This window comes from Streptomyces polyrhachis, assembly GCF_042663125.1.
In the GTDB taxonomy this organism is placed as follows: Bacteria; Actinomycetota; Actinomycetes; order Streptomycetales; family Streptomycetaceae; genus Streptomyces; species Streptomyces polyrhachii.
Window position 1 is genome coordinate 1 of the sequence record NZ_JBHSZO010000017.1, and the last position, 17,506, is coordinate 17,506.

General features: G+C 73.5%; 13 protein-coding genes and 1 pseudogene. 7 read left to right on the plus strand and 7 right to left on the minus strand.

The annotated features are described in order from the left end of the window. Window positions 1-381, plus strand: a 381-nt coding sequence (locus tag ACFQLX_RS12645; RefSeq protein ID WP_386414508.1) for a transposase family protein, incomplete at its 5' end; no start/stop codon positions are given. 25 nt (window positions 382-406) lie between these two features. Continuing rightward, window positions 407-607 (plus strand): annotated as a pseudogene (locus tag ACFQLX_RS12650) (transposase family protein); the annotation flags it as partial. Window positions 608-742: 135 nt separating this feature from the next. On the opposite strand, the gene pyk reads toward ACFQLX_RS12650, so the two are convergent. From pyk to pta, 3 genes are read right to left on the minus strand one after another with little or no spacing between them, the layout of a single operon-like run. Continuing rightward, on the minus strand, window positions 743-2,182 hold the full coding sequence (gene pyk / locus ACFQLX_RS12655; RefSeq protein ID WP_386414510.1) for a pyruvate kinase: 1,440 nt from the start codon (window positions 2,180-2,182) through the stop codon (window positions 743-745). Window positions 2,183-2,218: 36 nt separating this feature from the next. Beyond that, entirely contained in the window at window positions 2,219-3,418 is a 1,200-nt protein-coding gene (locus ACFQLX_RS12660; RefSeq protein WP_386414511.1) for an acetate/propionate family kinase, read from the minus strand. Beyond that, window positions 3,415-5,568, minus strand: coding sequence for a phosphate acetyltransferase (pta, locus tag ACFQLX_RS12665; protein WP_386414512.1), 2,154 nt, complete (start codon window positions 5,566-5,568; stop codon window positions 3,415-3,417). Before pta ends, ACFQLX_RS12660 begins: the two co-directional genes overlap by 4 nt. A 293-nt stretch (window positions 5,569-5,861) precedes the next feature. On the opposite strand from pta, the gene ACFQLX_RS12670 reads away from it, so the two are divergent. Continuing rightward, a complete protein-coding gene (locus ACFQLX_RS12670) occupies window positions 5,862-6,887 on the plus strand; it encodes a 6-phosphofructokinase (protein WP_386414514.1) in 1,026 nt (341 codons plus the stop codon). Window positions 6,888-7,488: 601 nt separating this feature from the next. On the opposite strand, the gene ACFQLX_RS12675 is transcribed toward ACFQLX_RS12670, so the two are convergent. Both ACFQLX_RS12675 and ACFQLX_RS12680 read right to left on the minus strand, forming a co-directional pair. Further along, window positions 7,489-8,208: a response regulator gene (locus tag ACFQLX_RS12675; protein WP_386414516.1), complete on the minus strand. Its 720-nt coding sequence runs from the start codon at window positions 8,206-8,208 to the stop codon at window positions 7,489-7,491. Continuing rightward, window positions 8,205-9,800, minus strand: coding sequence for a sensor histidine kinase (locus tag ACFQLX_RS12680; RefSeq protein WP_386414518.1), 1,596 nt, complete (start codon window positions 9,798-9,800; stop codon window positions 8,205-8,207). The genes ACFQLX_RS12675 and ACFQLX_RS12680 overlap by 4 nt, the downstream gene beginning before the upstream one ends. A gap of 126 nt (window positions 9,801-9,926) precedes the next feature. On the opposite strand from ACFQLX_RS12680, the gene ACFQLX_RS12685 reads away from it, so the two are divergent. Next, complete coding sequence (locus tag ACFQLX_RS12685) at window positions 9,927-11,294, plus strand: cation:dicarboxylate symporter family transporter (RefSeq protein ID WP_386414520.1); 1,368 nt, start codon at window positions 9,927-9,929, stop codon at window positions 11,292-11,294. A 50-nt stretch (window positions 11,295-11,344) separates the two neighbouring features. Continuing rightward, window positions 11,345-12,151 (plus strand): inositol monophosphatase family protein, encoded by an 807-nt coding sequence (locus ACFQLX_RS12690; protein WP_386414522.1) that lies wholly within the window; start codon window positions 11,345-11,347, stop codon window positions 12,149-12,151. Between the two features lie 17 nt (window positions 12,152-12,168). On the opposite strand, the gene ACFQLX_RS12695 is transcribed toward ACFQLX_RS12690, so the two are convergent. Both ACFQLX_RS12695 and ACFQLX_RS12700 read right to left on the minus strand, forming a co-directional pair. Then, window positions 12,169-12,876, minus strand: coding sequence for a response regulator (locus ACFQLX_RS12695; RefSeq protein WP_386414523.1), 708 nt, complete (start codon window positions 12,874-12,876; stop codon window positions 12,169-12,171). Then, window positions 12,873-14,171 (minus strand): sensor histidine kinase, encoded by a 1,299-nt coding sequence (locus ACFQLX_RS12700; protein WP_386414525.1) that lies wholly within the window; start codon window positions 14,169-14,171, stop codon window positions 12,873-12,875. The genes ACFQLX_RS12695 and ACFQLX_RS12700 overlap by 4 nt, the downstream gene beginning before the upstream one ends. Window positions 14,172-14,393: 222 nt before the next feature. On the opposite strand from ACFQLX_RS12700, the gene ACFQLX_RS12705 reads away from it, so the two are divergent. Beyond that, window positions 14,394-15,086, plus strand: coding sequence for an ABC transporter ATP-binding protein (locus ACFQLX_RS12705; RefSeq protein ID WP_386414526.1), 693 nt, complete (start codon window positions 14,394-14,396; stop codon window positions 15,084-15,086). Between the two features lie 8 nt (window positions 15,087-15,094). Continuing rightward, window positions 15,095-17,506 carry an ABC transporter permease gene (locus ACFQLX_RS12710; RefSeq protein WP_386414528.1) on the plus strand — a complete coding sequence of 804 codons (2,412 nt, stop codon included), beginning with the start codon at window positions 15,095-15,097 and terminating at the stop codon, window positions 17,504-17,506.

The following is a 17,506-nucleotide window of genomic DNA, read 5'->3' on the forward strand; positions in this document are numbered from 1 at the left end:
AACGTGCAGGTCATCACCGATCCGTTCGGTCGTCTGCTGCGGGCCTCGCCCGCACTGCCCGGAGCGGTTCACGACATCAAGGCCGCGCGAACCCACGGCATCATCGATGCCCTCACCGAAACGGGCGTGGAGTGCTGGGCCGATAAGGGCTACCGAGGTGCCGGCGGCACCATACGGATGCCCTACCGGGGCCGATGGGAGACGCTGTCCGCAGGCCAGCAGACCGCAAACCGCTCGCACGCGAAGATCCGCACACTCGTCGAGCAGGCCATGGCCACCCTCAAGACCTGGCGGCTCCTGCGCAAACTGCGATGCTCCACCACCCGCATCACCAACCTCGCTCAGGCAGTCCTCACCCTGCACCTGACCTGCTCAAACTGAGGTTGGAAAACGCTCACTGACTTCGATCCTGCTGGTCTGCGCGGCAGCCGCGGCCTCCGGAGCGCGGGCCATCGATGAACTCGCCGAGTGGGGCGAGCGCGCCGATGCCGGACTGCTCGCCACGCTCGGCGTGCGCCGCCACCTGCTGTGCTGGCGGCACGCGCCCTCCAGGTCGGCGATCGGAAGAGTGCTCGCCCGCCTTGACGCCGACGCACTCGATGCGGTCGTGGGAGCCTGGCCGGCGCACCGCCATACCGCCGTAACCCGGGGCGGACAGCGGGGCACCCCCTGCTCGGAGAGCTTGGCGGGGGTGCCCCCTGCTCGGAGAGCTTGGGGGCGTGTGCCGGACGTCGCCACAGACTCAGGCGTCAGCCGACGCATCCTCGCCGCCCAGGTGGTGCACCCGGACCATGTTCGTCGTGCCGGGGACGCCGGGCGGGGAGCCGGCGGTGATGATCATGATGTCGCCGCGGTTGAAGAGGCCCAGCTTCAGCAGTTCCGCGTCCACCAGGTCCACCATCGCGTCGGTGTTGTCGACGTACGGCACCAGGATCGGGTCGACGCCCCAGCTCAGGGTGAGCTGGTTGCGGGTCAGGACCTCCGTGGTGAAGCCCAGGATCGGCTGCGGGGCGCGGTAGCGGGAGAGCTTGCGGGCCGTCTCGCCGGACTTGGTGAACGCCACCAGCGCCGTCGCGCCCAGGAAGTCCGCGATCTCGCAGGCCGCCCGCGCCACCGAACCGCCCTGCGTACGCGGCTTCTTGCCCGGGACGAGGGGCTGCAGCCCGCGCGAGAACAGCTCCTGCTCGGCCGCCGCCAGGATCCGCGACATCGTCTTGACCGTCTCGACCGGGTACTTGCCGACCGAGGACTCCGCCGAGAGCATCACCGCGTCCGCGCCGTCCAGGATCGCGTTCGCCACGTCGGAGGCCTCCGCGCGGGTGGGGCGCGAGGCGTGGATCATCGACTCCATCATCTGGGTCGCCACGATCACCGGCTTGGCGTTGCGCCGGCACAGCTCCACCAGGCGCTTCTGCACCACCGGCACCCGCTCCAGCGGGTACTCCACCGCCAGGTCGCCGCGGGCGACCATCACGCCGTCGAAGGCGTGGACGATCTCCTCCATGTTCTCCACGGCCTGCGGCTTCTCCACCTTGGCGATGACCATGGTCCGGCGGCCCACCCGGTCCATCACCCGGTGCACGTCGCGCACGTCGGAGGCGTCCCGGACGAAGGACAGCGCCACGAAGTCCACGCCCATCCGCAGCGCGAACTCCAGGTCCTCGATGTCCTTCTCCGAGAGCGCGGGGACGTTGACCGCGATGCCGGGCAGGTTGATGCCCTTGTGGTCGGAGATCACACCGCCCTCCAGGACGATGCAGCGCACCTGGGGGCCGACCACGTCGACGACCTCCAGGGCCACCGCGCCGTCGTTGATCAGGATGCGCTCGCCGGGGGAGCAGTCGCCGGGCAGGCCCTTGTAGGTGGTGGAGCACAGGTGCTTGTCGCCGGGGACGTCCTCGGTGGTGATCGTGAACTCGTCGCCGCGCTCCAGCTCCACGGGGCCCTCGGCGAAGGTGCCCAGGCGGATCTTGGGGCCCTGCAGGTCGGCGAGGATGCCGATCGGCTTGCCCGTCTCCTCGGAGACCTTGCGCACCTTGCGGTAGCGCTCCTCGTGCTCCGCGTGGCTGCCGTGGCTGAAGTTGAGGCGGGCTACGTTCATCCCCGCCTCGACGAGCGCGTGCAGCTGCTCGTACGAGTCGACAGCGGGCCCCAGAGTGCAGACGATCTTCGCTCGGCGCATGACGGCGATCCTATCGGGTTGGTTCCGTACGGAGATTTATCGGATATCGGAAGGGCTGGGGGCGGGCCCGCGGGCGAGGGAGTACGCCTGCCGGGCGATCTCCAGCTCCTCGTCGGTGGGGACGACGGCCACCTTCACCCGGCTGGCAGCGGTGGAGATCAGCCGGGGCGCGGTGGAGCGCACCGCGTTGAGCTCCGGGTCCACCTCGATGCCCAGCGAGGGCAGCTCCGCCAGTGAAGTCGCGCGCACCGCCGCCGAGTTCTCGCCCACGCCCGCCGTGAAGGCCACCGCGTCGACCCGGCCCAGGACGGCCATGTACGCGCCGACGTACTTGCGTACGCGCAGGCAGTACACGTCGAGGGCGAGCCGCGCGGCGGCGTCCCCCGCCTCGGCCCGGCGGGTGATCTCGCGCATGTCGTTGGCGCCGGCCAGGCCCAGCATTCCGCTGCGGTGGTTGAGCAGCTCGTCGATCCCGTCCGTCGACATCCCGCCCGTACGCGCCAGGTGCAGCAGCACGCCCGGGTCGACGTCGCCGCTGCGGGTGCCCATCGCCAGGCCCTCCAGCGGGGTCATCCCCATCGACGTGTCGACAGAGCGACCGCCCCGTACGGCCGTGGCGCTGGCCCCGTTGCCCAGGTGCAGCACCACCGTGTTGGTCTCGGCGAGGGGGGTGCCCAGCAACTCGGCGGTGGCGCGGGCGACATAGGCGTGGCTGGTGCCGTGGAAGCCGTAGCGGCGGATGCCCAGGCGGTCGGCGGTGGCGGTGTCGATGGCGTAGCGGGCGGCGGCCTCGGGCATCGTGGCGTGGAACGCCGTGTCGAAGACGGCCACTTGGGGCAGGTCCGGGCGCAGGGCGCGCGCCACCTCGATGCCGGTGATGTTCGCCGGGTTGTGCAGGGGGGCCAGCGTGGCCAGCTTCGCCATCTCCGCGACGACCTCGTCGTCGATCAGCGTCGGCTCGGTGAAGCGGGTGCCGCCGTGCACCGCGCGGTGGCCGATCACCGCCAACTCCGGGTCGTCCAGCCCGTATCCGGCCGCCGCCAGCTCCTCGGCGGCGATCTCCAGCGCCTGCGCGTGGTCGGCGACCGGGCCCTCGCCGATCCGCTCCACGAGGCCCTGCGCGAGGCGCTCGCCGGTGCGCATGTCGAAGAGCTGGTACTTGAGGGAGGAGGAACCGGAGTTGAGGACCAGCGCGCGGGTTTTCTCGGCGGCGGGGGCGGTCGTGGGCTCGCTCATGCGGGGCTGCCGTTCTCGCTGTGGTTCTCGTTCTGGGCCTGGATCGCCGTGATGGCGACCGTGTTGACGATGTCCTGCACCAGCGCGCCGCGCGAGAGGTCGTTCACCGGCTTGCGCAGGCCCTGCAGTACGGGGCCGACCGCGATCGCCCCGGCCGAACGCTGCACCGCCTTGTACGTGTTGTTGCCGGTGTTGAGGTCGGGGAAGACCAGCACCGTGGCCTGCCCGGCGACCGGCGAGCCCGGCGCCTTGGTCCGCGCCACCGAGGCGTCCACCGCCGCGTCGTACTGGATCGGCCCCTCGATCAGCAGGTCGGGGCGGCGCTCGCGCACCAGCTCCGTCGCCCGGCGCACCTTGTCGACGTCCGCGCCGCTGCCCGAGGTGCCCGTGGAGTACGAGAGCATCGCGATCCGCGGCGGCACCCCGAACTGCGCCGCCGTGCCCGCCGACTCGATCGCGATGTCCGCCAACTGCTCGGCGTCCGGGTCGGGGTTGACCGCGCAGTCCCCGTACACCAGCACCTGCTCGGCCAGGCACATGAAGAACACCGAGGAGACGATCGAGCAGCCCGGCGCCGTCTTGATGATCTCGAAGGCCGGGCGGATCGTCGCCGCCGTGGAGTGCACCGACCCCGACACCATCCCGTCGGCCAGCCCCTCGCGGACCATCAGGGTGCCGAAGTAGGTGGGGTCGGCCACCACGTCGTAGGCCAGCTCCAGCGAGACCCCCTTGTGGGCGCGCAGCCCGGCGTACACCTCGGCGAACCCGTCGCGCAGCGGGGAGACCGCCGGGTCGATGATCCGCGCGGTGGCGGGAGTCCCCTTGCCGGTGGGGGAGTCGCCGGCCGGGACGCCGTCCTCGCTGATCGGCAGGCTGATGCCCAGCTCCGCGACGGCCCTGCGGATCGCCGCCTCCTCGCCCAGCAGCGTCAGATCGCACACCCCGCGCCGCAGCAGCACCTCCGCCGCGCGCAGCACCCGCTCCTCGCTGCCCTCCGGCAGCACCACCCGGCGCCGCTGCGAACGCGCCCGCTCGATCAGCATGTGCTCGAACATCATCGGCGTGACCCGCCCGCTGGGCGCCACGCTCAGCCGGCTGGTCAACTGCGTGGAGTCCACGTGCGTTTCGAAGAGCCCCAGCGCGATGTCCGCCTTGCGCGGCGTCGCCGCCGTCAGCTTGCCCTCCAGCGTCAGCAGCTCCGCCGCCGTCGGGAACGAGCCGCCCGCCACCGCCAGTACGGGCGTCCCCGGCGCCAGCCGCTCGGCCAGCGCCATCGTCTCCCCGCCCGGCCGCTCGCCCAGCGTCAGCAGCACCCCGGCGATCGGGGGAGCGCCGGCGGAGTGCGCGGCCAGCGCGCCGATGATCAGGTCCGCCCGGTCGCCCGGCGTGATCACCAGCGCCCCCGGGGTCAGCGCCGGGAGGAAGGCCGGGAGCATCGCACCGCCGAAGACGTAGTCCCGTACGTCCCGCGCCAGCCCCGCCGCGTCGCCCGCCAGCACGTCGGCGCCCAGCGCGGCCCTGATCTGCGCGACCGTCGGGGCGGAGAGCGCCGGGTCCTCCGGCAGTACGTAGACCGGGACGGGCAGGTGGGCGCCCAGCTCGCGGGCGGCCCGGCGGGCGTGCGCGTCGTCGACCCGGTTGGCGATCATCGCCAGCACGTCGCAGCCCAGCGAGGTGAAGGCGTGGTGGGCGTTGCGCACCTCCGGCACCAGGGTGTCCGCGCTCTGGCCCTGGCCGCCCACCACCGGGATGACCACTGCGCCGCACTCGTTGGCGAGGCGGGCGTTGAGGCCCAGCTCCGCGGGGAGGTTCGTGTCGGCGTAGTCGCTGCCGAGGACCAGCACGGCCTCGTAGTCCTCGGCGACCTTGTGGTAGCGCTCCACCAGCCGCGAGACCAGCTCGTCCACACCGTGCTCGGCCTGCACCGCGGACGCCTCCGCGTAGCTCATCCCGACCGCCGAGCCCGGCGGTTGCGACAACCGGTAGCGGGCGCGCAGCAGGTCGAAGACCGGGTCGGCGCCGTCGTGGGCGAGCGGGCGGAAGACACCCACCCGGTCCACCTGGCGGCTGAGCAGTTCCATCATGCCCAGCTCGACCACCTGGCGGCCGTCCCCCCGGCCGACGCCCGCCACATAGACGCTGCGAGTCACCGATGATCTCCGTTACGTAGTGTCACGTGTGTCTGTCGTGCCTGTCGCACCCGTGGGCGGTCCTCTGACCAGACCATACCGTCGGGTCCGCGGCCCCCGCGCGACGGAGAAGCGTGCGTACAGGCCCTGTGCGCGCGATAGAGCGGGGCCTGTCCCAGAGGAGCGGTCGCGGTCCCACTCCGTGGGCGGCTACGGGAACGCACCGCGCCCACGTGGAAGAATCTCCGCCGCGGACCCTCGACGTAACGCACCGCATCCATCCACACGGCTATTCCGGGATCCGGGAGTAAGTAATGCGTATCGGAGTGCTCACCGCGGGCGGCGACTGCCCCGGCCTCAACGCCGTCATCAGGTCGGTGGTCCACCGGGCCGTGGTCGGGCGCGGGGACGAGGTCATCGGCTTCGAGGACGGCTTCGCCGGACTGCTGGAGGGCCGCTACCGCAAGCTCGACATCGAGGCCGTCAGCGGCATCCTCGCCCGCGGCGGCACCATCCTGGGCTCCTCCCGGCTGGAGCGCGCGCGGCTGCGCCAGGCCTGCGAGGAGGCCGAGGACCTCAGCCGCGAACTGGGCCTGGACGCCCTCATCCCGATCGGCGGCGAGGGCACGCTGACCGCCTCGTCGATGCTCGCGGAGGCCGGGCTGCCGGTCGTCGGCGTACCCAAGACCATCGACAACGACATCTCCGCCACCGACCGCACCTTCGGCTTCGACACGGCCGTCGGCGTCGCCACCGAGGCCATCGACCGGCTGAAGACCACCGCCGAGTCCCACCAGCGGGTCATGGTCGTGGAGGTGATGGGCCGGCACGCGGGCTGGATCGCGCTGGAGTCGGGGATGGCCGGCGGCGCGCACGGCATCTGCCTGCCCGAGCGGCCCTTCTCCGTCGACGCGCTGTGCGCGATGGTCGAGGAGCGCTTCGAGCGGGGCAAGAAGTTCGCCGTCGTGTGTGTCGCGGAGGGCGCGCACCCCGCGCCCGGCCAGATGGACTACGAGAAGGGCGAGATCGACCAGTTCGGCCACGAGCGCTTCGCCGGCATCGGCAACCGGCTGGCCGTGGAGCTGGAGCGCCGCTTGGGCAAGGAGGCCAAGCCGGTCATCCTCGGCCACGTCCAGCGCGGCGGCACCCCCACCGCGTCCGACCGGGTGCTGGCCACGCGCTTCGGCTGGCACGCGGTGGAGGCGGTGCACCGCGGTGACTTCGGCATGATGACGGCGCTGCGGGGCACGGACATCGAGATGGTGCCGCTGGCGGCGGCGGTCACGGAGCTGAAGCGGGTGCCGGAGGATCGGATGGACGAGGCGGAGTCGGTGTTCTGAGCACGGGGGCCGGTTGCGTCTCATGGCGCCGGCTGCGTCGGCTGGCGCGCTCCCGGCTTCGCCGGGAGTCCTCAAACGCCGGACGGGCTGGGGAGCTTGCCCGGGTGCGGTGCTCGGCCGGGGTTGGCGCCTCTCCGCGACAACCTGGGAGTCCTCAAGTGCCGGACTGGCTGGTGGGGTTGGGCTTGCCCGTGTGCGCTGCTCGGCCGGGGGCGGCGCCTCTCCGCGACAACTCCGAAAAGCGATAGGGCTTCTCCGGCCATCGGCTGGTTGAGCCGTTGTTCCGGGGCTGGACTCTGCGGGCTCTTTTCGAAGTCGTCGCTCCGGTCGCCTCACCGGGCGGGCCGGGTGGGACTTGCCGCATCGGCTTTCGCACAGGCGCCCGTTTCTCCCGGCGGCGGCGCGTAGCGGCGCAGCGTCACCCGGTCCCACGTGGGGGACTCCCCGGCTGCGGCTCTATCCGTCGCCGTCGAAACCTGTGGGGGGCCGGGCCGCGGGCGCCGCGGAGCGGCGAAGCGTCTCCGCCGCGGAGCGGCGTGAGGCGGCGTGAGGCGGCGTGAGGCGGCGTGAGGCGGCGTGAGGCGGCGGGGTGAAGGCGCCCTTACTCCCGCTCCTGGCGTTCGGGGGACCAGTGGTAGCGCAGTTCCGGGCGGCCTATCTGGCCGTACTGGGGGGACCTCTGTGCGCGGGCCGTGTCCACCAGGTGTTCCAGGTAGCGGCGGGCCGTGATGCGGGAGATGCCCAGTTCGGCGGCGGTGGTGGCGGCCGTCAGGCCGGTGGTGTCCGCCAGGCGCAGGGCCGTTGCGACCGCGGTCAGGGTGGGGGCGCTCAAGCCCTTGGGGAGAGCGGGGGGTTGCGGGCTGCGCAGGGCCGACAGGGCGCGGTCCACCTCCTCCTGGCCGCAGGCCTCGCCGCCCGCCGCCGTACGGAAGTCCAGGTAGCGCTCCAGGCGGTCGCGCAGGGTGGCGAAGGCGAAGGGCTTGAGGACGTACTGCACGACGCCGAGCGAGACGCCCTCGCGCACCACCGCCAGATCGCGGGCCGAGGTCACCGCGATGACGTCCGCGCGGTGGCCGGCCGCGCGCAGGGCGCGCAGCAGGTGCAGGCCGTGGCCGTCGGGGAGGTAGAGGTCGAGCAGGATCAGGTCGACCGGGTCGCGCTCCAGCGCGCGCACCGCCTCCGCGCGGGTACGGGCCACGTGCGTGACGGTGAACCCCGGCACCCGTGAGACGTACAGCCGGTGGGCGTCGGCGGCGATCGCGTCGTCCTCGACGATCAGCACCCGGACCGGGTTCGCCGGGTTGTCCACGGGGCCGCTCACGCGGACGCCTCCCCGCCGCGCGGTATCCGTACGGTGAACTCCGCGCCCCCCTGCGGGCCTTGGGCCACCGACACCGTGCCCGCGGCCCTGCGTACCGCCTGGCGGACCAGCGCCAGGCCGAGCCCCCGGTTGCCGCCCTTCGTGGTCCAGCCCCGGGTGAACACCTCCGCCGTCGCCGCCGGGTCCACGCCGGGGCCGGTGTCCGAGACCCGCAGCTCCAGCTCCTCGTCGGTGGCGCGGGCCGTCACCGTCACCCGGGCGCCCGCCCCGGCGCTCTGGGCCGCCTCGATCGCGTTGTCGATCAGGTTGCCCAGCACCGTCACCAGCTCGCGGGGCGGGAGGGCGGCGGGCAGCACCCCGTCGTCGATCCGGCTGCGGGCGTCCAGCTCCAGCTCCACCCCGCGCTCGTTGGCCTGCGCCGCCTTGCCCAGCAGCAGCGCCGCCAGTACGGGCTCCGCCACCGCCGCCACCACCCGGTCGGTGAGCGCCTGGGCCAGGGCCAGCTCCTGGACGGCGAAGTCGACGGCCTCCCCGGTGCGCTCCAGCTCGATGAGCGAGACGACCGTGTGCAGGCGGTTGGCCGCCTCGTGGGCCTGGGAGCGCAGCGCCTCGGCGAAGCCCCGTACCGAGTCCAACTCACCCGAGAGCGCCTGGAGTTCGGTGTGGTCGCGCAGGGTCACCACCGAGCCGCGCCGGTCGCCGCCGCTCACCGGGGAGGTGTTGACCACCAGTACCCGGTCGTCGGTGAGGTGCAACTCGTCCACCCGGGGGTCGGCGGCCAGCAGGGCGCCGTTGAGCGGGGGCGGCAGGCCCAGGTCGGTGACCGGGCGGCCGAGGGGGCTGGCGCGCAGGCCGAGCAGTTCGCGGCCCGCGTCGTTGATCAGCGCGACCCGCCGCTGCCCGTCGAGGAGGAGCAGCCCCTCGCGTACGCCGTGCAGCGCGGCCTGGTGGTACTCGTAGAGTCGGCTCAGCTCGGCGGCGTTCATGCCGTGCGTGTGGCGGCGCAGCCGGGCGTTGATGACGTACGTGCCCGCGCCGCAGAGCACCAGCGCGCCGACCGCGACCCAGAGCATCGAGACGACCTGGCGGCGCACCTCGGCGCTGATCCGCTCCAGCAGGATGCCGGCGCTGACCAGGGCGACGACCTCCCCCCGCTCACCGGTGACGGGCGTGACCACGCGCACGGAGGGGCCCAGCGTGCCGGTGTAGGTCTCGCTGAACGTCCGCCCGCGCAGGGCCTGTTCGCGGTGGCCGACGAACGTGCCGCCGATGCGGTCCGCGCGGGGGTGGGTGTAGCGGGTGCCGTCCGGCGCCATGATCGTGACGAAGGTGACGCGGGCGTCGCGGCGTACGTCCTCCGCGTACGGCTGCAGGCGGCGCGAGGGGTCGGCGTCCGCGAGGGCGGCGGCGACCAGCGGCGAGTCCGCCACCGAGACGGCGACCGCGCGGGCCTGCGCGGCGGCGGAGCGCTCGGCGCGGGCGCTGTCGCTGTAGTAGACGAAGACCGCGCAGCCCGCCACGACCGCGGCGATCAGCACCACCTGCATGGCGAAGAGCTGGCCGGCGAGGCTGCGGGGACGGGGGGCGCGCATGGGGCCAGTCTGCCTCCCGGCCCGGGCTCCCGGCCCGGCGGAGAACTCAATGAACGAAACCGTGACGCCCGTCACAGCGGGCGGGATAGTCGCCGGGACATCCCCCACCCCCTCAAGGAGGCACCCGTGTCCGCGCAGCCGCCCGGGACGACGACCGCGCCGCAAGGCGCCGGCCGGGACCGTACCCACTACCTCTACCTGGCCGTGATCGCGGCGGTGCTGGCCGGCATCGCCGTCGGCTTCGCGGCGCCCGACGTCGCCAAGGAGCTGAAGCCGATCGGCAGCGGCTTCGTCAACCTCATCAAGATGATGATCTCGCCGATCATCTTCTGCACGATCGTGCTGGGCGTGGGCTCGGTCCGCAAGGCCGCCAAGGTCGGCGCCGTGGGCGGCCTCGCGCTCGCGTACTTCATGGTGATGTCGACCGTCGCGCTGGCCATCGGCCTGCTGGTGGGCAACCTGCTCGACCCGGGCAGCGGCCTGCACCTGACCGAGGCGGCGAAGAGCGCCGGCGCCGCGCAGGCGGCGGGCGCCTCGGAGTCCACCGCGGACTTCCTGCTCGGGATCATCCCGACCACGCTGGTCTCGGCCTTCACCGAGGGCGAGGTGCTGCAGACGCTGCTGGTGGCGCTGCTGTGCGGCTTCGCGCTGCAGATGATGGGCGCCGTCGGGGAGCCGGTGCTGCGCGGGGTGGAGCACATCCAGCGGCTGGTCTTCCGGGTACTGGCGATGATCATGTGGGTGGCGCCGGTGGGTGCCTTCGGCGCGATCGCCGCCGTGGTGGGGGAGACGGGCGTGGACGCGCTGAAGTCCCTCGCCGTGATCATGCTCGGCTTCTACGCGACCTGCCTGGTCTTCGTCTTCGGCGTGCTGGGGCTGCTGCTGCGGGTGGTCGCCGGCATCAACCTGCTGATGCTGCTGAAGTACCTGGCACGGGAGTTCCTCCTCATCCTCTCCACCTCCTCCTCGGAGTCGGCGCTGCCCCGGCTGATCGCGAAGATGGAGCACCTGGGCGTCTCCAAGCCGGTCGCCGGGATCACGGTGCCGACGGGCTACTCCTTCAACCTCGACGGCACGGCCATCTACCTGACGATGGCCTCGCTCTTCATCGCCGAGGCGATGGGCGACCCGCTCAGCCTGGGCCAGCAGATCTCGCTGCTGCTGTTCATGATCGTCGCCTCGAAGGGCGCGGCGGGCGTCACGGGCGCCGGCATGGCCACGCTGGCGGGCGGACTGCAGTCGCACCGGCCGGAGTTGGTCGACGGCGTGGGGCTGATCGTGGGCATCGACCGCTTCATGAGCGAGGCGCGGGCGCTGACGAACTTCGCGGGAAACGCGGTGGCCTGCGTACTGGTCGGCACCTGGACCAAGGAGATCGACAAGGAGCGGGCGGCGGAAGTCCTCGCCGGGCGGCTGCCGTTCGACGAGCAGACGCTGCTGGACGACCATCCGGCGGCCGCGGCGCCCGTACCGAAGCAGGTCACGGCGGTGTGAGGCGGGGGGCGGCGGCGGTGGGGCCTCCTGCCGCCGCTACCGTGCCTGCCATGGTCAACTCGTATGCGGGACTTGATGATTCCGGCGTCGCAGCGGCTGCCGCCCGGGCCGGCGCCGACGTGGTGCGCGGTCTGTACGGGCAGCGGCTCGACCGGATCGACAAGGGCGCCGGGGACTTCGCCACCGCCGCCGACCTGGCGGCCGAGGCGGCGATCCTCGACGTGCTGAGCGCCGCGCGGCCGGCGGACTCCGTGCTCGGCGAGGAGGGCGGGCGGCAGGGGGCGGCGCGGTCCGTACGGCAGTGGCTGGTGGACCCCCTGTGCGGCACGCTCAACTACGCCTCCGGGGGCATGCTGACGGCCGTCAACGTGGCGCTGTCCGACGGCGGGGCGGCGGCGGTGGCGGATCCCTTCGGCGGGGAGGTCCACGTCACCGACGGCGAGACGGCGTGGCTGCAACACGAGGGCGGAAAAGTCGCGTTGGCGCCCACGTCCGCGACGCGACTGGTGGACGTCAACCTCGATCCGCCCTTCCCCGGCGCCCCCGGCTTCCGGGCGGTGGAGCTGCTGGCCCGCGACGACTTCGTGGCCGCCTTCCGCCCCCGCGTCCTCTCCACCACCCTCGCGCTGGCCTGGGTCGCCGCCGGCCGGCGCGCCGCGTACGTGACGGACGGCGGCGACCTCACCACCAGCGTCCACTTCGCCGCCGGAATCGCCCTGTGCCGGGCGGCGGGCTGCGTGGTCACGGGCATCGACGGGGCGCCGCTCGGCGCGCACGGCCGCGGCCTGCTGGCGGCGGCGGACGGGGCCACGCACGCGGAGCTGCTGGGGATGATCCGCTCGTCCGGCGGGGCGTAGCCGCGCCGCCGGGGCCCTCAGCCCGTCCGCTCCCCGCCGCCGCCCCCCGGTGCGATCAGGCCGGTCTCGTAGGCCAGGACGACGGCCTGAACGCGGTCGCGCAGGCCCAGCTTCGACAGGATGCGGCCGATGTGGGTCTTGACCGTGGTGGGGCTGAGGAAGAGGCGTTCCGCAAGCTCGGCGTTGCTGAGGCCCGTACCCAGGAGGCGGAGCACCTCCAGCTCGCGCGGCGTCAGGGCGGGCAGGTCGCGGTGGGCGGGGGCGGCGGGGGCCTCGGTGCGCTGGGCGAAGCGTTCGATCAGGCGGCGGGTGATCGCGGGGGCGAGCAGGGCGTCGCCGGAGCGCACCAGGCGTACGGCGGCGACCAGGTGCTCGGGGCTGACGTCCTTGAGCAGGAAGCCGCTGGCGCCGGCGGTGAGCGCGGCGTACACGTAGTGGTCGAGGTCGTACGTGGTCAGGATGATGATCCGGGGGCCGGCCGGGCTGTGGGGGCCGGCGTCGGCGAGGATGCGCCGGGTCGCCTCGATGCCGTCCATCCCGGGCATCCGGATGTCCATGAGGACGACGTCGGGCCGGGTGCGGCGGACCGCGGCGAGGGCCTCGGCCCCGTCGGCCGCCTCGGCCGCCACCTCGATCCCGTCGGCGGCGAGGATCATCCCGAAGCCCGTACGCACCAGGGCCTGGTCGTCGGCGATGACGGCGCGCAGCGGCGCCGGCGCGCTCACGCGGACCGCCAGGGGATGCGGGCCGTGACCTTGAAGCCGCCGGCCAGGGTGGGGCCGCAGGCCAACTCGCCCTGGTAGACCGCGAGTCGCTCGCGCAGGCCGATGAGGCCGCGGCCGTTTCCGCCGGCCGGGACCGCCTCGCGCACCCCGCCGGTGTCCGTGACCGCTATCGCCAGCAGGTCCCCGGCACAGCCGATCACGACGGCGGCCTCGGCGCCGGAGGCGTGCTTGATGGTGTTGGTGAGGGCCTCCTGGACGACGCGGTACGCGGCGAGGTCCACCCCGGTGGGCAGCGGGTCCGCCGGCAGCGACACCGACAGCGACACGGGGGTGCCCGCGGCCCGTACCCGCTCGACCAGGGAGTCGAGCTGCCCGAGGCCCGGCTGCGGCTCGAAGCCGTCGGGGCGCTCGTGGTCGGGGGCGGCGAGCAGGCCCATCACGTGGCGCAGCTCGGCCATGGCCGCCCTGCCGCCCGACTCGACCGCCAGCAGCGCCGACTTGGACCGCTCGGGCGCCGTGTCCATCACCTTGCGGGCCGCTCCCGCCTGGATCACCATCACGCTCACATTGTGGGTCACCACGTCGTGCAGTTCGGCGGCGATCCGGGAACGCTCCTCCGCCACCGCCCGCCGCGTGGCCTCCTGCTGCGCCTGCTCCAACCGCGTGTAGCGGTCCCGGCTCGCCGCCAACTGCCGCTGCCAGAACCGCATCAGGCCGGCCAGCGTGCCCCCGATGAGCAGGACGACGGCCGGGCTGGACCAGCCGGGCAGGATGGGTTCGGTGTCCCGGAACGCGAGGCCGGCCAGGACGGCGGCGAGGACCATGCCGGCGATGGCGCGGGTGCGGTGGCGGCTGTACATGACGGCGCTGTAGGCGCCCAGGACGCAGGCCACCACGTTCATCCAGGTGGCGTCGTCGACCATGACCAGCGTCGCGCCCATCACCACCGCGAACGCGGTCAGCGGATAGCGGCGCCGGTAGGCCAGCGGCAGCGACGACAGCACGACGAACGGCCAGCTCATCCGCGAGTGGCCCTCCCCCACGGCCACGGTGCGCGGGGCCGGGCCGCCGTCGGGCAGTCCCGGCACCGGGGGCGGTATGTGCACGTCCTGCTTGAAGCGGACCAGGTCGCCGTCGGAGTAGCGCGCCGCCACGATCAGCGAGACGGCCGTCAGCAGCACCGCCAGCAGCACGTCGAGACGCACCGCGCGCCGCGACAGCGGGGTGCGCTCCGCGTCCGGGCGCAGTACGTCGCGCAGCTGCCGGCGCCAACCGTGCGACCTCTCCGTCTCCATGCGCACATTGTGCGGCCCGCCCGCCCCGGCCCACATCCCCCTGGACGACCACGCAGCCGCCCCGCAGGCGTACGTCGCAGGGATGACCCCGCGGCCGGATCCTCCGCGCGAAGGGCCCGATGTCGGTGCCGCGACGGACGCGCGGGCCGACCGGCCGCCCGTACCTTCGCCGAGCCGGCAGCGCGACGAGCCCCTCCCGACCCCGACGGACGGACGACTCCCATGACCTACGTGATCGAACTGGCAGGTGCGGCCAAGCGCTACGACAGCGCCGGCCCGCCCGCCCTCGGACCGATCGACCTCAGCGTCGCCCAGGGCGAGGCACTGGCCGTCACCGGACCCTCCGGCAGCGGCAAGTCGACGCTGCTGAACCTCGTCGCCGGCCTGGACAAGCCCACCGGGGGCGCGGTCACCGTGGCCGGCCGGCGGGTCGACCAGCTGAGCGAGCACGGACTGGCCCGCTTCCGCCGCGAGCAGATCGGCATCGTCTTCCAGTTCTTCAACCTGCTCGACGACCTCACCGTCGCCGACAACATCCAGCTCCCCGCCCAACTCACCGGCACCACGCGGAAGAAGACCGCGGCCCGCGCCGCCGAACTCATGGAGGTACTGGGCATCGCCCAGCACGCCCGCGCCTACCCGGGCCGCCTCTCCGGCGGCGAACGCCAGCGGGTCGCGGTGGCCCGCGCGCTGGTCAACAAGCCCGCGCTGCTGCTCGCGGACGAGCCGACCGGCGCGCTCGACACCGCCTCGGGGCACGACGTGCGCGAGCTGCTGGTGGACCTGCACCGCGGCGGGCAGACCATCGTGCTGGTGACCCACGACCTGGCGCTCGCCCAGGACTGCGCGAGCCGCACGATCCACCTGGTCGACGGGCACCTGGCGGCCGACTCCCGTGCGCAGGCCGTCCGATGAGGGGCTGGATGAGGGGCCGGGGGTCGCCCATCGCCCGGGTCGTACGCTCCGGGGTGGGCCGGCGGCGGGTGCAGACGGTGGTGATCGCCGTCGCCACGCTGATGGCCGTGGCCTCGGCCGTCGTCGCCGGCTCGCTCGTGGTCGCGACGAACGCGCCCTTCGACCATGCCTTCGCGAAGCAGAACGGCGCCCATCTGACCGCGCAGTTCGACCCGCAGAAGGTGAGCGGGGCGCGACTGGAGGAGACCGGGCGGCTGGCGGGGGTCACCGCGAGCGGCGGCCCGTACCCCGTCACGTCGATCCAGCCGGTGGACTCCCAGGGCGGGCATCTGCCGAGCATGACCCTGGCCGGTCGGTCCGGCCCGCACGCCGAGGTGGACGACCTGGACCTCAAGTCCGGGCGCTGGGCCGCCGATCCGGGCGAGATCGTCCTGTCGGCGTCGTTCGCCGGACCCTTCCTCAAGGCCGGCTCCACCCTGAAGCTGTCGGACGCCGCCGACGCGCCCGTGCTGACGGTCGTGGGCTTCGCCACCTCGGTGGCGCGGACCGCCGAGGCGTGGGCGGCGCCCGCCCAGGTCCGCTCGCTCGGCTCGAAGGACAGCCCCGTCACCAGCCAGATGCTCTACCGGTTCAGCTCCGCCGGTACGAAGGGGCAGCTCGCCGCCGACCGCCGGGCGCTCACCGCCGCCGTACCGGCCGGGGCGCTGGTGGCGACCCAGTCGTACCTGGACACCAAGCGGGCCGCCGACGCGGGCGCGCGGGCGACCGTCCCCTTCCTCCTCGCCTTCGGCGTGCTGGGCCTGGCGATGTCGGTGATCATCATCGGCAGTGTGGTGAGCGGCTCGGTCGGTACCGGCCTGCGCCGGATCGGCATCCTGAAGGCCGTCGGCTTCACCCCGCGCGAGGTCGTACGGGCTTACGTGGCCCAGGCGTTGATCCCGGCCGGCGTGGGCATCGTGCTCGGCGTCGCCCTGGGCAACGTGCTCGCCCTGCCGCTGCTGGCGGACACCGAGCAGGTGTACGGCACGGCCTCGCTGAGCGTGGCGTGGTGGGTGGACGTCGTGGTGCCGCTCGCGGCGCTGGCGGTCGTCGGGCTCGCCGCGCTGCTCCCCGCGCTGCGGGCCGGGCGGCTGCGTACGGTCGAGGCCATCGCGGTCGGCCGGGCACCGCGCACCGGGCGCGGCCAGTGGGCGCACCGGGCGATGGGCCGGCTGCCGCTGCCGAGGGCGGTGACGTACGGCCTCGCCAGCCCCTTCGCCCATCCGGTCCGCACGCTCGCGCTGCTGCTGGCGGTGGCCTTCGGTACGGTCGCGGCGACCTTCGCGGTCGGCCTGACGCAGTCCCTCAACGCGATCGGCGCCGCTGCGGACCCCGAGGAGCGCGCGGCGGTCACCGCCATCAGCGGGATGCCCCAGGGGGAGGGCGGCGGACCGGTACCCGGGAGGGGCGGCGGTGAACCGCCCCCCGGGCAGCAGGCCCCGCAGGCGCCGTCCGCCGACCCGGCGAAGGTCGCCGCCGCGGTCAGGGCGCAGGCGGGCACCGCCTCGTACTACGGGCTGAGCCGGGTGCGGGTCCAGGTGACCGGGCTCTCCGGCGCGCTGGAGGCCAGCCTGTACCAGGGCGACACGAGCGACGGCCGCTACGAGATGATCTCCGGGCGGTGGTTCACCGCGCCCGGGGAGGCCGTCGTGCCGACCGGGTTCCTGGAGCGGACCGGCAGCGGCGTCGGCGACACGGTGCGGGTCACGTACCGGAAGGCCCCGGACCGGAAAGAGGTGCGGACCCTGCGGATCGTCGGCGAGGCCTTCGACACCTCCGACGACGGGCTGCACCTCAACGCGGACATGGCCACCTTCACCGGGGTCGCGCCCCAGACCTTCCTGATCGCGGTGAAGCCGGGCGTCTCCGCCGCCGCGTACGCGGAGGAACTCGCCGCGGTGGTAGGGCCGTTGGGCGGCGAGGTCTTCGCCAACCCGTCCTCGCAGGAGGAGAACATGATCCTCCTCCTGGACGCGATGGCGGTGCTGCTCACCCTCATGCTGGTTTCCGTGGCGGGCCTGGGCGTGCTCAACTCCGTCGTCCTGGACACCCGCGAACGCGTCCACGACCTGGGCGTGTGCAAGGCGGTCGGCATGACCCCGCGCCAGACCCTGAGCCTGGTGCTCGCCTCGGTCGCCGGGATCGGCCTGGTCGGCGGCCTGGTCGGGCTGCCGCTCGGGTACGCCCTGCACGGCTACGTGCTGCCGGTGATGGGGCGCTCGGCGGGCACCGGGCTGCCGCCGTCGATCCTCGACGTCTACGGCACGGAGCAGCTGGCGCTGCTGGCCCTGGCCGGGGTCGTGATCGCCGTGCTGGGCGCGCTGGCGCCGGCCGGCTGGGCGGCGAAGGTCCGGACGGCCACGGCGCTGCGGACGGAGTGA